Source organism: Kitasatospora sp. NPDC003701 (assembly GCF_053587085.1).
On record NZ_JBSFNM010000004.1, the window covers coordinates 223,094 to 235,452 of the forward strand.

The window sequence follows — 12,359 nt, forward strand, 5'->3', positions numbered from 1 at the left end:
GTGAGGAGCTGGGGGAGCCATGCGCAAGCGGGGACACGGACAGGGCGTGCGGACGGGGATCGCCGCACTGCTGGCGGCCACGGCGGTGCTGGGCACGGCGCTCGCGCCGGCGGCGGTGGCGGCGCCGGCCGTGGCGGAGCGCCGGGCGCAGGCCTGGCTGCCGCAGCCCACCGGGCCCTACCCGGTCGGCACCACCGCGCTGCGCCTCACCGACACCGGGCGGCAGGACCCGTGGCAGCCCGGACGGGCCCGCGAGCTGATGATCAGCCTCTGGTACCCGACCGCCCGCCCCGCGGCCGGCGACGAGCGCGCCCGCTACATGGAGCCCGCCGCCGCCGAGCACTTCGGCGGCGCGGAGGGCGCCGGCGTCTTCAACTACCGTACGGAGAGCGGCCGGACGGACTGGTCGGCGGTCCGCACCCACGCCCGCAGGGACGCGCCCGCGCTGCCGGGCGGCGGCGGCCCGCGCCCGGTGGTGCTCTACTCGGCCGGGCTCGGCGACCCCCGCACCTGGGGCACCGGCCTGGTCGAGGACCTCGCCTCGCGCGGCTACGTGGTGGTCACCGTCGACCACACCTACGACGCGTCCGAGGTGGCCTTCCCGGACGGCGGCCTGGCCACGTCCGTCTTCCCGGGCATGCTCGGCACGCCCGGCCTGGACATCGGCGCCCTGCTGCGCAAGGCCATGCGGACCCGGGTCGACGACACCCGGTTCGTCCTGGACGAACTCGGCGCGCTGCGCACCGACGGCCGGCTCCCGGCCGGCCTCGGGGGCACGCTGGACCTGTCCCGGATCGGCATGGTCGGCCACTCCGCCGGCGGCTTCACCGCCGTCCAGACCATGCACGACGACCCGCGCATCACCGCCGGCGTCAACATGGACGGCCAGCTGCACTTCCCCGGGCCCACCGGCGAGGGCGTCTTCCTCAGCAGCGTCGCCGAGGACGGCCTGGACCGCCCGTTCCTGCTGATGGGCACCGGTAGCGCGGACTCCGGCGACTACCACCACCAGCCCGGCTGGGACGCCCTCTGGCAGCACAGCCGGGGCTGGCGCGCCGACGTCACCCTGACCGGATCCCAGCACGGCTCGTACACCGACGCCCAGTCGCTGTTGCCGCAGCTCGCCCGGCAGGGCGCGGTGGCGGGCGACGTCCTGCGGGCGGACGTCGGCGACGTCCGGCCGGAGCGGGCCGTGCTCGCCACCCGGGCCTACGTCGCCTCGTTCTTCGACCGGTGGCTGCGCGGGCACGACGACCACCTGCTGGACGGGCCCTCGCCGCGCTTCCCGGAGATGGAGTTCGCCCGCTGACGGCCCCCCGCCGGGGGCGCTAGCGGATCTCGGAGTCCGGGTTGGCGGCGTCCCAGTCCCGCCGGGAGTCGAGGATCGCGTCGTGGTGGTCGTAGGACCAGTCCGCCATCGCCCGGATCAGGTGGGTCAGGCTGTGGCCGGTCGCGGTCAGCTCGTAGTCGACCTGCGGCGGGACGGTGGGGTGGACGGTCCGCGACACCAGGCCGTCCCGCTCCAGCCGGCGCACCGTGAGCGTCAGCATCCGCTGCGAGATGCCCGGGACGGCGCGCTGGAGCTCGCGGAACCGCCGGACGCCCTGGGCGAGTTCGACCACCACCAGGACCGACCACTTGTCACCGAGCCGGTCCAGCAGGCCGCGGATCCCGCAGTCCACGCCGTCCTCGCACCAGACCACCGGCCGGGGGGTGGTTACCGCGGTGTGCCCCACTGACATCGAAGTGCCTCCTTACGCCGAACGCCCAGGGTACCGAGGATGGTCACGGGGCGACGCGGAGAGCCGCGGGCCCGGAACCGACCTTGGAGGTAGTGGTGCTTCTCGTCACCGGCGTCAACGGCGGACTCGGCTCTCTGGTGCTGGAGCGGCTGGCCGCCCTGCCCGGCGGGCTCGACGGGGTGCTGATCGGCAGCCGCACCCCGGAGAAGGCCCCGGCGCTCGGCGTCCCCGTCCGGACGGTGGACTTCGACCGGCCGCAGACCCTGCCGGACGCCTTCGCCGGGGTGCGGACCCTGCTGCTGATCTCGGCCGGCTACGGCGAGGACGACGTGGTGATCGCCCGTCACCGGGCCGCGATCGAGGCCGCCGAGCGGGCCGGCGTCGAGCAGGTGATCTACACCAGCCTCTCCGGCGACGGCGACCACCTGGCCTACGCGCTGGCCCACCGCTGGACGGAGCGGCGGCTGCGCGAGTCCACGACGCTGCGCTGGACGATCCTGCGCAACGGCCTCTACGCCGAACTGCTGGGCGCGCTGGCCACGCCGGACGGGGACGGCGTGATCACCGCGCCGCTCGGCGACGGCCGGCTGGCGGCGGTCGCCCGCGCGGACCTCGCCGAGGTCGCGGTGACGGTGGCGCTGGCCCCGGCCGAGCACGCCGGGCGGGTCTACGAGCTGGTCGGGGAGCAGGCGGTGGGCGGCGCCGACGTCGCGGCGGCGCTGTCCCGGGCGGGCGGGAAGACCGTCGAGTACCGGCCCGGCACGCTGGCCGAGGCGCGGGCGGCGGTCGCGGCCTCCGGCGCCCAGGCGTTCCAGGTGCCGATGGTGGCGGGCACCTACTCGGCGATCGCCAACGGCTTCCTGGCCGGGCCCGGCAAGGCGGGGGACCTCGCCGCACTGCTCGGCCGCGCGCCCCGCCCGGCCCTGGACGTGATCGCCCAGGGCGCGGTCGCGGCCGCCCGGTGAGCCGGGCCGGGCGGTGCTGCTACTCCCCGAGGACCACCAGCCGCCCGGTGCTGCGACCGTCCGCGACCCGCTGGACGGCCTCGGCCGCCCCGCTGAGCGGGAGGCGGGCGCTCACCAGCGGGCGGACCACGCCGGCCTCGGCCAGCCGGGTCAGCTCCTCGTGGGCGGCCAGCACGGCGCGCGGGTCGCGGGTGTTGTAGAGCCCCCAGTGCAGCCCGAGGATGCTGTAGTTCTTGACCAGCGCGTGGTTCAGCGCGGGCGCCGGGATCTCGCCGGCGGCGAAGCCGACCACCACGATCCGGCCCTCGAAGGCGACGCAGCGGGTGGAGCCGGTGTAGGCCGCGCCGCCGACCGGGTCGAAGACCACGTCCGCGCCGCGGCCGCCGGTGGCCTCCTTGACGGCCGCGGTGAAGTCCTCGGTGGTCCGGTCCACCACCAGGTCGGCGCCGAGCTCGCGGGCGACGGCCGCCTTCTCGGGCCCGCCGACGACGGCGATCACCCGGGCGCCGGCCGCCCGGCCGAGCTGGACCGCCGCACTGCCGACCCCGCCCGCCGCCGCGTGCACCAGCAGCGTCTCGCCGGCCCGCAGCCCGGCCCGCCGGTGCAGGGCGAACCACGCGGTCTGGTGGCCGATGTGCAGCGCGGCCGCCTCCGCGTCGTCCAGGACCGAAGGGGCCCGGAAGGACGCCGCGGCGTCCAGCAGGGCGTACTCGGCGAAGGCGCCGCCGGGCAGCACCGGGGTGCCGATCACCCGTTCGCCGGTACGCTCCCCGGCCACCACCTCGCCGCAGAGCTCGACACCGGGGGTGAACGGCAGCGGCGGGCGGACCTGGTACTGGCCGCGCACCATCAGCGCGTCCGGGAAGTTGACCGCGGCGGCCCGCACCCGGACGAGCAGCTGGCCCTCCCCGGGGGTCGGTCGCGGGACGTCCTCGGCCAGTCGCAGCACCTCGCGCGGCTCGCCCAACTCGGTGACCTGCCAGGCCCTCACAGCGCCTCGCTCCTTTCGAGCTCCCGCTGGAGCCGGTTCATACCGCCGAGCCAGCGGTCCGGGTCGGTGGCCCGCACCGCGTAGTACTCGGCGACCTCCGGGTGCGGCAGGACGAGGAAGCGGTCCTCGCGCACCCCGGCCAGCAGGGCGGCGGCGACGTCCTCCGGGTCCAGCGCGGTGGGTGCCAGCAGCGCCTCGCCCACCGCGCCGGTCGAGGCCAGCATGTCGGTGCGCACCCCCTGCGGGCAGAGCGCGTGCACCCGCACGCCCCGGTGGCGGTAGGTGGCGGCGAGCCACTCGGCGAAGGCGAGCGCGCCGTGCTTGGTGACGGCGTACGGGGCCGAGCCGAGCATGGTGAGGACGCCGGCGGCCGAGACGGTCGCCACGAACCGGCCGTGGCCGCGCTCCAGCCAGCGGGGGAGCAGCAGGTCGGCGGCGCGGACGTGGGCGAGCACGTTGACCTCCCAGGCGCTCGCCCAGGCGGCGGCCGGTGCGCCGGCCCCGCCGACCGGGGCGACGCCGGCGTTGGCGCACCAGACGTCGATGTCGCCGAGCGCCTCCCGGGCCCGGTCGACGAGTGCGGCGACGCCCTCGGCGGAGGCCGCGTCGCCGGGGACGGCCGTCCCGCCGCACGCGGCGGCCACCGTGGCGGCCGCCGCGGCGTCGAGGTCGTTGACGACCACCCGGGCGCCGGCCGCCGCGAAGGCCCCGGCGAGCGCGGCCCCGATGCCCCGGCCCGCGCCGGTGACCACCACGCCCTGGCCGGCGTACTCGCCGCCCGGGCCCTCCTGCGCGTTCGCCACGGCGCTCACATCCCGCCGCCGAGGGTGATGCCGCCGTCGACGACCAGGGTCTGGCCGGTGATCCAGGAGGCGTCCGAGGAGAGCAGGAAGGCGACCGCGCCCGCGACGTCCTCCGGTACGCCGAGGCGGCCCAGCGGGTACGCGGCGGCGACCTGCTCCTCCCGGCCCTCGTAGAGCGCCGCGGCGAACCTCGTCTTGACCACGGCCGGCGCCACCGCGTTCACCCGGATGCCCTGGCCGCCGAGTTCGGCGGCCAGCTCGGTGGTGAGCCGGATCAGGGCGGCCTTGGAGACCCCGTACATGCCGATGCCCAGGGAGGCGCGGATGCCCGAGATGGAGGCGACGTTGACCACCGAGCCGCCGTGCTCGCCCATCCAGGCGGCGTGCGCGCGGCGGGTCCAGCCGAGCGGGGCGAGCACGTTGACGGCGAGGATCTTGGCGGCGGCCGCCTCGTCGGTCTCCAGCACCGGGCCGAAGACCGGGTTGATGCCGGTGTTGTTGACCAGGTGGTCCAGCCGGCCGAAGGCCTCCATGGTGCGGGCCACCGCCTCGTCCTGGTGGGCCGGGTCGTCGGCCTTGCCCGCGACGCCGATGGCGACCTCCGGGCCGCCCAGGTCGCGGACGGCCTCGGCGAGCGGCTCGGGGGTGCGGGCGGTCAGGCAGACCCGGGCCCCGCGGGCGATCAGTTCGCGCGCGATCCCGAGGCCGATGCCCCGGCTGGATCCGGTGACGACGGCCACCTGGCCCTTGAAGGAGTGCACCACGGAGGGTCCTTTCGCGCGGTTCTGCGGGAGTTGTCCGGTCCTGCGCCGCCGGGGGCCGGGCGGCCGCTCGGCCCGGCTCGTGACTAAGCGCTTGCTTAGCATGCTGTCGGTGCGGGACCCTGTCAACAGTCGGCCGGGCCCTCCCCGGCCCGCGCGGCCGGAATTCCGGTACGACTTATCTGGGAGGATGGCGCCATGACCAGCACGCCCATCGCCGAGCTCTGGCCCACCCTGCCCGGCGTCGCCGACGACCGCCCCGAGGCGGCGTTCCGGCTGCTCCAGGCCGCCGTCGAGTCGTTCGCGGAGCGCGGCTTCCACGCGACCACCACCCGGGACATCGCCACCGGCGCCGGGATGAGCCCGGCCGCGCTGTACATCCACTACCCGTCCAAGGCCGCCCTGCTGGCCGAGATCAGCCGGGCCGGCCACGCGGCCACCCTGACGCTGGTCCGCGACGCGGTGTCCGGCGAGGGCGACCCGGTGGCCCGGATGCGGCGCCTGGTGGAGGAGTTCACGGTCTGGCACGCCCGGGCGCGGACGGTCGGCCGGGTGGTCAACTACGAGTTGCACGCGCTGTCCGAGGACGCCTACACGGTGGTCGCGGCCCTGCGGCTGGACATCGAGCGCGAGGTCAGCGCCCTCATCGAGGCGGGCGTCGCGGCCGGCGCCTTCCAGGTCGCCGAGGTCCGCACGGCGGCCCGCGCCGTCACCTCGCTGGGCATCGACGTCTCCCGCTGGTACACCGACCGCAGCAGCGAGACCCCGGAGGAACTCGGCCGCCGCTACGGCGAGCTGGTGCTGCGGATGCTGGGCGCGCGGGTCGGGTGAGCGGCGGCCCTACGGCTTGACGGCGGTGTGCACGAACCACTTCACGTAGTCCCGCACCTGGTACATCTCCACCACGGACCGCAGGCCGAGCCACTTCTCCGCCGGGCCGAACAGGCGCACCAGCGCGTACGGCAGCCGGAAGTAGGCGTAGAGCGCGTCCGAGGTCGGCCGGTACCGGTCGGTGGCGTCGAGGGCCTCCTCGACCCGGAAGCCCGCCCCGGTGAGCAGCCGGCCCAGGCTCTGCGAGTCGTACCGCTTGGCCCCGGGGAAGACCATCGCGTCGAGGTACGGATCCAGCACCGCCCGGCCCTCCGGGCTGAGCTCCTCCGGCGGCGCGCCCACCGGGCCGAGCACCACCAGGCGCCCGCCCGGCCGCAGCACCCGGTGGAACTCCGCGAGCGCCCGCTCCGGGTCGTAGGCGTGCACCAGGGTCTCCATCGAGTACACGCCGTCGAAGGAGCCGTCGGGGAACTCCAGGTCGTGGTAGTCCCCCCAGGAGAAGCTGGTCCGCTCCTCCAGCGCCGCGCGGGCGCTGAGCCGGCGGGCCTCGCGCACGTGGAAGTCCAGCACGTCGATGCCGGTGATCCGCAGGCCGAACCGGGCGGCCATCTCCCGCGCGACCACCCCCGCGCCGCAGCCGGCGTCCAGCACCCGCGACCCGGCGGGCAGCGCCAGTTTCCGGCCGAGGACGCCTTCGAGCCGGCGCTGCGCCTGCCAGCAGCGCCACTTGGACTGGCCCGGTTCGGTCCAGCCCCAGTGCCGGGCGTTGCGGCAGACGAGCGTGTAGAAGAGCTTGCTCCCCGGCCGGCCGTAGACCCGCCGGAGCCCGGTGAGATCGAGCTCGCCACTGACCATCTGAACCTGCCCGGTCTTCCGCTGCCGCGCGGCCCCGCTGCTCCGTGCCGCGGCTGTCCCGCCCAAGCTACCGACGCGCCGCGGCCCGCGCCGGTCCGGTGCGTCCGCCCGGGTGTTCCCGGCCCGGTCGGGCTCCCGGCCCGGCGCGCGGCCGGCACCGGGCCCGGGCCGGGCGGTACGGACCCTTGTGCCGGGGCCGGGACATGCCAGATGATCACGAGGTCCCGGCCATGATCCATTCACGGGTCGCGGCTCCGACGCAGTTCTCATCGACGGGGGTTGGCGATGTCCACTCATTCCACGCACCACACACAGCCCGGACCGGCGTCCGGGCCCGACGGCGACGGCGACCAGGGGCGCCGCCCGGGCCGGCGCGCCCTGCTCGCCGGGCTGACCGGGGCGGGCGCCGTGGCCGGGAGCCTGGCGCTCGGCGGGCACAGCGCCCTCGCCGCACCCGCCGCGGTGGCGGCCGGCGCGGGCGGGTACGTGGTCGACGTCCTCGCCAAGGGCGCCGACCCGACCGGGGCCACGCCCAGCGACACCGCCTTCCGGGCGGCCGTGGCCGAGATGCTCGGCGGCGCGCCGGAGAGCGGGGTCACCCCGAAGAAGGTCCTGCTGATCCCGCCGGGCACCTACCTGCTCACCCAGCCCGACAGCCTGCTGCCGCCCACCCAGAACACCGACAAGTCGACGCAGAGCGTCATCGACGGCATCTCGATCACCGGGTTCGGCAAGCGCCTCTCCCGGATCCTCTACGCGCCGACGGCCCGCGACACCGTGCTCTGGCGGAACATGGACCGCTACCGGAACATCCGGATCAGCGGCCTGACCTTCGAGAGCCAGGACGCCACCGCGACCTTCAACTACTCGTTCTCCTCCAAGACCTTCGGCGTGCAGGACACCTGGTACACCGACGTCGACTGGCGCGGCGCCTGGAAGGCCGGCATCGTCCTCGACGGCCCCGTGGCCAACTCCAACCTCAACAGCGAGATGGGCTGGGACCACTGCCAGATCAGCGGCTCCTACGCGGACGCCTTCCTGGTGATGGGCGGACTGCCGGCCGAGCAGCAGCAGGACCAGTTCCTCAACTTCTCCTTCCGTGACTGCAAGGTGGAGTTCCAGTCGGGCGTCTTCGTGCGCAACGAGCGCGGCGGCTCGATGAACTTCATCGGCGGGTCGTACATCCTCGTCGACCCCAAGTCGACCGGCACCTTCTTCAAGCTGGGCGCCAACTCGCCGCGCGCCGACTCGGTCATGCGCCTGTACGCCCAGGGCATCCGCTTCGAGATCCGCGGCACCGGCCACAAGGTGATCGACTCCGCCTGGTACAAGGGCACCATCACCTTCGTCTCCTGCGACGACACGGCCCGCGCGTTCGAACCCTGGGCCCTGACCGACGAGGCCGTCCCCCACGTGTACCGCTTCGACGCCTCCAACCCCTCGCGCGGACCGGTCATCCGCTACCAGGACTGCGCCCTGCTGGGGTCGCACCGGGTGACCTCCGCCACCGCGACCACCGCGGGCAAGCTGCTGTACGACGGCAGCCGGTTCGCCAACCAGGACACGGGCACCGGGAGCGCCGGCTTCCTCCGGTGGACGGGCCCCGCGCCCTGGTACGAGTTCCGCGACTGCCTGGTGAAGGCGGTCCGGCTGCCCGACGCCAAGGTGCCGTAGGCCGCCGGGCTCACCGGGGCAGCCCGTTTCACCGGGGCCGCAGGGCCGGGGCCTTCCGCGGGGAAGGCCCCGGCCCGGGGCGCACGGGGGCGCGATGAAAGCGCGGCGGCGCAAAAGCACCTGACAGGTCGCCGGCGCGGGCGCTAGGCCACGGACGCAGCGACCGGGTCGCCCGGGAGCGCGGGCTGACCGGCCCGGGGGAGCGGCTGCGGATGAACATCGCCGCCGACCTCGAGATCAACGACGACGTGTTCGGCGACGGGCTGGTCGCACCCGAGGGCGCCGTCCGGCCGGACTCCCTGGGGCTTCCCGAGGGGAAGTTGATGGAGGACTACCTGCGGCAGTTCAGCCTCGGGCCGCGGACGCAGGACCTGGCCTGGCTGGACTGCGGCAGCGGTGCCGACGGACTGGAGCGCGCCTGGGAGCTCGGACCGGACGGCGCGCACGGCCTCAGCGCGCAGGAGCGGGACGCGGTGCGGTTCCGGGTGGCGCAGGGCATCACCGGCCGCCCGGGAAGCGCCCCGGAGGCGTGGCAGCGGTGGGCCGAGGAGGCGTTCCACCCGCCCCAGGCCTGGCGGGAGTTGCTGGGCGCGGCGGTCCGGACGGCGGCGGCCGGCTCGGGAGCGGGCGAGGACTACACCTACGGCCGGCCGTCGCGGCGCTCGGCCGGGGTGCCCGGCGTCGTGCTGCCGAGCCTGCGGCGCAGGCCGCCCCGGGTCGCCGTGGTGATCGACACCTCCGGGTCGGTCAGCGATGCCGAACTGGGCAGCGCGCTGCTCGAAGTGGCCGCGATCGCCCGGGCCGTGGGCGGGCGCCGCGACCTGGTCACCGTGCTCCCCTGCGACGCGGCGGCCCGGGTCGCGCACCCGCTCTGCCGCGCCGAGGGAATCCCGCTGCTGGGCGGCGGGGGCACGGACCTGCGGACCGGCTTCGCCAGGGCGCTGCGGTCCCGGCCCCGGCCGGACGTCATCGTGGTCCTGACCGACGGACAGACACCCTGGCCGGCCTCCCGACCGCCGTGCCGGACGGTGGTCGGCCTCTTCCCCCGGCAGCGGGCCGTCCGGTGGGAGGACGAGGAGGACCAGGGGTACGAACCGGACACCCCGCCGGACTGGGCCCGGGTGGTCACCATCGGGTAGCCGCGGTCCGGGGCACCCGGGCGGCCCGTCGGTGCCGAGGCCGGTGGCGGGTCCGCGTCGGGTCCGCGTCGGGTCGGTGGCGGGTCCCTGCCGGGTCCGCGTCGGGTCGGTGCCGGGTCGGTGGCGGCCCGCGCCGGGTCCCTGCCGGGTCCGTGTCGACCGGGGGAGTGAAGTCCTTCACTCCATCGGGTGGGGCGGGCGGGTGTCGGGAGGCATCGGCGGTTAGCTGGACGGGGACGTCGTCGGAAGGGTGCGCATGGGGCGTACGGCTCGGCATGGTGACTTCGCGACCCGCTGCGCCCTCGCGGTGCTGCTGGCCGCCGTCCTCGCCCTGCTGACCGGGGCCGGCACCGCCGGCGCGCTGCACCGCCTCGCCCTCGACGGCTGTGTGACGGTCCAGGAGTTCCCCGCCTCTCCCGCCCCGCCGTCCGACACGGACGGCTGCCCGGAGCCCGGCGAACGCCGGCGCGAGCACGGGAGCCCGCCGGGCGCCTCCGCCACCCATCGGGTCGGCCACTCCCGTGCTCCGCTGCCGGGCCTGCTCCCGCCGGCGCCCCGGACGGTGGCCGGCCTCGCGGCCGGTGCCCCGCCCGGCCGCGCCGCGGCCCGGCCCGGCACCGATCCCGCCCGCCCCGACGGGCCCGGGCGGGGCACGGTCCTGCGCTGCTGACAGGCCCCGGCGCCGCGTTCGGGGGTTCCGACCCGAGCGTGGCTCCGCCGTGCCCACCGTCAGGTCCACACCGCAGGAGATCCGCCATGCCCTTCGACGTCTACACCGCCATCGGCGCGCTGGTGCGTGCCGAGGCCAGCCGTACCGTCACGCCCGACGGGACCGCCGCCCGGCCGGCCGCCCACCCGCCCACCGGGGCCCCCGAGTTCGGGGAACAGCCCGCGGCGCACGCCACCGCCCGGGCGCGGGGCCGGTCCGCCGGCCTGCCGTCCGCCCTGCGCCGGCTGGCCGCCCGGCTGGGCTGAGCCACCGGGCGGCCCGGGTGGTGGCGGTGGTCCGGTACGGCCGTCACCCGGGCCGCCCGCCGGGTTGTCGGTGGCAGTGGCTAGTTTGTGCGGTGTCGGCGGGCGCGGCCCGCGCGACGACGCTTCCCGCTGCCGCCCGAAAGGGGCCCTTGCCATGCCAGTCGCCGCCGACGAGCAGGTCACCTACCTGGAACTGTCCGAGGACGCGGGCAGCGCCCACAAGTTCTACGAGGTCCGGACCTCCGGTACGTCCGTGACCGTCAGGTACGGGCGGATCGGCGAGAGCGGCCAGGAGAAGACCACCGCCTACCCGACGGCGGAGAAGGCGGCCGCCGCCGCCGCGAAGAAGCTGGGGGAGAAGGTCCGCAAGGGCTACGCCCCGGCGGTGCGCGGGGTGCGGCAGCGGCGGGCGGTCACCCGGCGGGCCATCGTCAGCAGCGGATCGACGGCCCGTCAGGCACCGGTGCTGTGGCGCTTCCGCTCGGGCGCCGCGGCGTTCGGGATCTTCGTCGGGGAGGAGCACGCCTGGGTGGGCAACGAGCGCGGCGACGTCTACACCCTCACCCACGACGGGCAGGTCACCGGCCGGTACGGGCTGCCCGACGGGGTCAAGTGCATCGTGGCCGACGACTGGTGGATCTACGCCGGGTGCGACGACGGCAAGGTGTACGACCTGGGCGGCAAGGTGCCGCGGGTGGCGTACGAGATAGCCGCGGACGTCGACATCTACTGGCTGGACATCCACGACGGCGTGCTCGGTGTCGCCGACGCCCGCGGCGGCATCACCACCGTCGACCACGAGGACGAGTTCCAGTGGCGGCGCAAGGCCACCGGGACCGACGGCTGGATGGTGCGCTGCGACGACGACGGCGTCTACCACGGCCACTCGCGCGGCGTCGGACGCTACGAGGCCCGCGGGGGCGACCCGGTGTGGCACACCCCGACCGAGGGCGAGGTGCTGTTCGGCTGGCAGGAGCGTGACGAGGTGTTCGCCGGCACCTCGCGCGGCTGGGTCCACCGGCTGCGCAAGGCCGACGGCTCCGAGACCGCCCGCTACCGCTGCGACGCCGCGGTGTTCTCCTGCGCGTCCTCGCCCGACGGCCGGTACGTCTTCGCGGGGGACAACCACTCCTCGGTCTACTGCTTCGCCGCGGACGGCACCCGCCTGTGGAAGCTCGGCACCGGCTGCGGTTCGGCGTACAGCATGCAGTACCGCGACGACCGGCTGTACATCGTGACCACCGACGGGTCGCTGGCCTGCCTGGACGCGAGCGAGCAGGCGGTGACCGCGGCGGAGGGCGGCCTGGTGCCGCAGCCGGCCGAGGTGGACGGCAGCGGGTGGCAGGCGGCGGTGGCGGGCGCCGAGCTGGAGTCGGTGGTGGCCGGCACGGCGGGCGCGGCCACCGGCATCGAGGTGGAGTGCGTCCAGGAGGGCAACCGGGTCCGGGTGCGGGTGGTGTCGGCCGGGTTCGACGCGAACCGCCGGGTGCAGTTCCCCAAGGACATCCGGGTACCGGGGGCCCGCTACCTGGTGGCGGAGGTGCTGGAGTCGGGCAGCGGCGGGTTCTACCGCGCGCGCGGCGACATCAAGCGGCTGCTGTAGCCGGCGGGTGCGGGCGGGGC

Annotated in this window: 12 protein-coding genes and 1 pseudogene; 8 read left to right on the plus strand and 5 right to left on the minus strand. The window is 75.8% G+C overall.

Features of this window, described 5'->3' with window-relative positions:
• Window positions 1–19 precede the first annotated feature (19 nt).
• Window positions 20–1,309, plus strand: a complete 1,290-nt coding sequence (locus ACWDRR_RS06095; RefSeq protein ID WP_449770981.1) for an alpha/beta hydrolase family protein — start codon at window positions 20–22, stop codon at window positions 1,307–1,309.
• 19 nt (window positions 1,310–1,328) lie between these two features.
• On the opposite strand, the gene ACWDRR_RS06100 is transcribed toward ACWDRR_RS06095, so the two are convergent.
• Window positions 1,329–1,742 carry a winged helix-turn-helix transcriptional regulator gene (locus ACWDRR_RS06100; protein ID WP_449770982.1) on the minus strand — a complete coding sequence of 138 codons (414 nt, stop codon included), beginning with the start codon at window positions 1,740–1,742 and terminating at the stop codon, window positions 1,329–1,331.
• A gap of 95 nt (window positions 1,743–1,837) precedes the next feature.
• Between ACWDRR_RS06100 and ACWDRR_RS06105 the strand changes: the two genes are divergently transcribed.
• Entirely contained in the window at window positions 1,838–2,707 is an 870-nt protein-coding gene (locus ACWDRR_RS06105) for an NAD(P)H-binding protein (RefSeq protein ID WP_449771043.1), read from the plus strand.
• Between the two features lie 19 nt (window positions 2,708–2,726).
• Here the strand turns inward: ACWDRR_RS06105 and ACWDRR_RS06110 are convergent, their stop codons facing one another.
• From ACWDRR_RS06110 to ACWDRR_RS06120, 3 genes are read right to left on the minus strand one after another with little or no spacing between them, the layout of a single operon-like run.
• Window positions 2,727–3,698, minus strand: a complete 972-nt coding sequence (locus tag ACWDRR_RS06110; protein WP_449770983.1) for an NADPH:quinone oxidoreductase family protein — start codon at window positions 3,696–3,698, stop codon at window positions 2,727–2,729.
• A complete protein-coding gene (locus tag ACWDRR_RS06115) occupies window positions 3,695–4,501 on the minus strand; it encodes an SDR family NAD(P)-dependent oxidoreductase (RefSeq protein ID WP_449770984.1) in 807 nt (268 codons plus the stop codon). Before ACWDRR_RS06115 ends, ACWDRR_RS06110 begins: the two co-directional genes overlap by 4 nt.
• A 5-nt stretch (window positions 4,502–4,506) precedes the next feature.
• Window positions 4,507–5,265: an SDR family oxidoreductase gene (locus ACWDRR_RS06120; RefSeq protein ID WP_449770985.1), complete on the minus strand. Its 759-nt coding sequence runs from the start codon at window positions 5,263–5,265 to the stop codon at window positions 4,507–4,509.
• Window positions 5,266–5,460: 195 nt separating this feature from the next.
• Between ACWDRR_RS06120 and ACWDRR_RS06125 the strand changes: the two genes are divergently transcribed.
• The gene (locus tag ACWDRR_RS06125) at window positions 5,461–6,093 is read left to right on the plus strand and encodes a TetR/AcrR family transcriptional regulator (RefSeq protein WP_449770986.1); all 633 of its coding nucleotides are present in this window, start codon (window positions 5,461–5,463) and stop codon (window positions 6,091–6,093) included.
• A gap of 9 nt (window positions 6,094–6,102) precedes the next feature.
• On the opposite strand, the gene ACWDRR_RS06130 is transcribed toward ACWDRR_RS06125, so the two are convergent.
• Window positions 6,103–6,948, minus strand: coding sequence for a class I SAM-dependent methyltransferase (locus ACWDRR_RS06130; protein WP_449770987.1), 846 nt, complete (start codon window positions 6,946–6,948; stop codon window positions 6,103–6,105).
• 285 nt (window positions 6,949–7,233) lie between these two features.
• Between ACWDRR_RS06130 and ACWDRR_RS06135 the strand changes: the two genes are divergently transcribed.
• From ACWDRR_RS06135 to ACWDRR_RS06155, 5 genes and pseudogenes are all read left to right on the plus strand, one after another.
• The gene (locus ACWDRR_RS06135; RefSeq protein WP_449770988.1) at window positions 7,234–8,622 is read left to right on the plus strand and encodes a hypothetical protein; all 1,389 of its coding nucleotides are present in this window, start codon (window positions 7,234–7,236) and stop codon (window positions 8,620–8,622) included.
• A 149-nt stretch (window positions 8,623–8,771) separates the two neighbouring features.
• Window positions 8,772–9,761, plus strand: a pseudogene (locus ACWDRR_RS06140) (vWA domain-containing protein); the annotation flags it as partial.
• A 256-nt stretch (window positions 9,762–10,017) separates the two neighbouring features.
• Window positions 10,018–10,431, plus strand: coding sequence for a hypothetical protein (locus ACWDRR_RS06145; RefSeq protein WP_449770989.1), 414 nt, complete (start codon window positions 10,018–10,020; stop codon window positions 10,429–10,431).
• An 86-nt stretch (window positions 10,432–10,517) separates the two neighbouring features.
• Window positions 10,518–10,736: a hypothetical protein gene (locus tag ACWDRR_RS06150; protein WP_449770990.1), complete on the plus strand. Its 219-nt coding sequence runs from the start codon at window positions 10,518–10,520 to the stop codon at window positions 10,734–10,736.
• 154 nt (window positions 10,737–10,890) lie between these two features.
• Window positions 10,891–12,339 carry a WGR domain-containing protein gene (locus ACWDRR_RS06155; RefSeq protein ID WP_449770991.1) on the plus strand — a complete coding sequence of 483 codons (1,449 nt, stop codon included), beginning with the start codon at window positions 10,891–10,893 and terminating at the stop codon, window positions 12,337–12,339.
• Window positions 12,340–12,359 lie beyond the last annotated feature (20 nt).

Coding starts and splice junctions, on each gene's coding strand:
- ACWDRR_RS06145 (WP_449770989.1), top strand. CDS start 10,018: ATGGGGCGTACGGCTCGGCATGGTGACTTCGCGACCCGCTGCGCCCTC.
- ACWDRR_RS06130 (WP_449770987.1), bottom strand. CDS start 6,948: ATGGTCAGTGGCGAGCTCGATCTCACCGGGCTCCGGCGGGTCTACGGC.
- ACWDRR_RS06150 (WP_449770990.1), top strand. CDS start 10,518: ATGCCCTTCGACGTCTACACCGCCATCGGCGCGCTGGTGCGTGCCGAG.
- ACWDRR_RS06100 (WP_449770982.1), bottom strand. CDS start 1,742: ATGTCAGTGGGGCACACCGCGGTAACCACCCCCCGGCCGGTGGTCTGG.
- ACWDRR_RS06135 (WP_449770988.1), top strand. CDS start 7,234: ATGTCCACTCATTCCACGCACCACACACAGCCCGGACCGGCGTCCGGG.
- ACWDRR_RS06155 (WP_449770991.1), top strand. CDS start 10,891: ATGCCAGTCGCCGCCGACGAGCAGGTCACCTACCTGGAACTGTCCGAG.
- ACWDRR_RS06095 (WP_449770981.1), top strand. CDS start 20: ATGCGCAAGCGGGGACACGGACAGGGCGTGCGGACGGGGATCGCCGCA.
- ACWDRR_RS06125 (WP_449770986.1), top strand. CDS start 5,461: ATGACCAGCACGCCCATCGCCGAGCTCTGGCCCACCCTGCCCGGCGTC.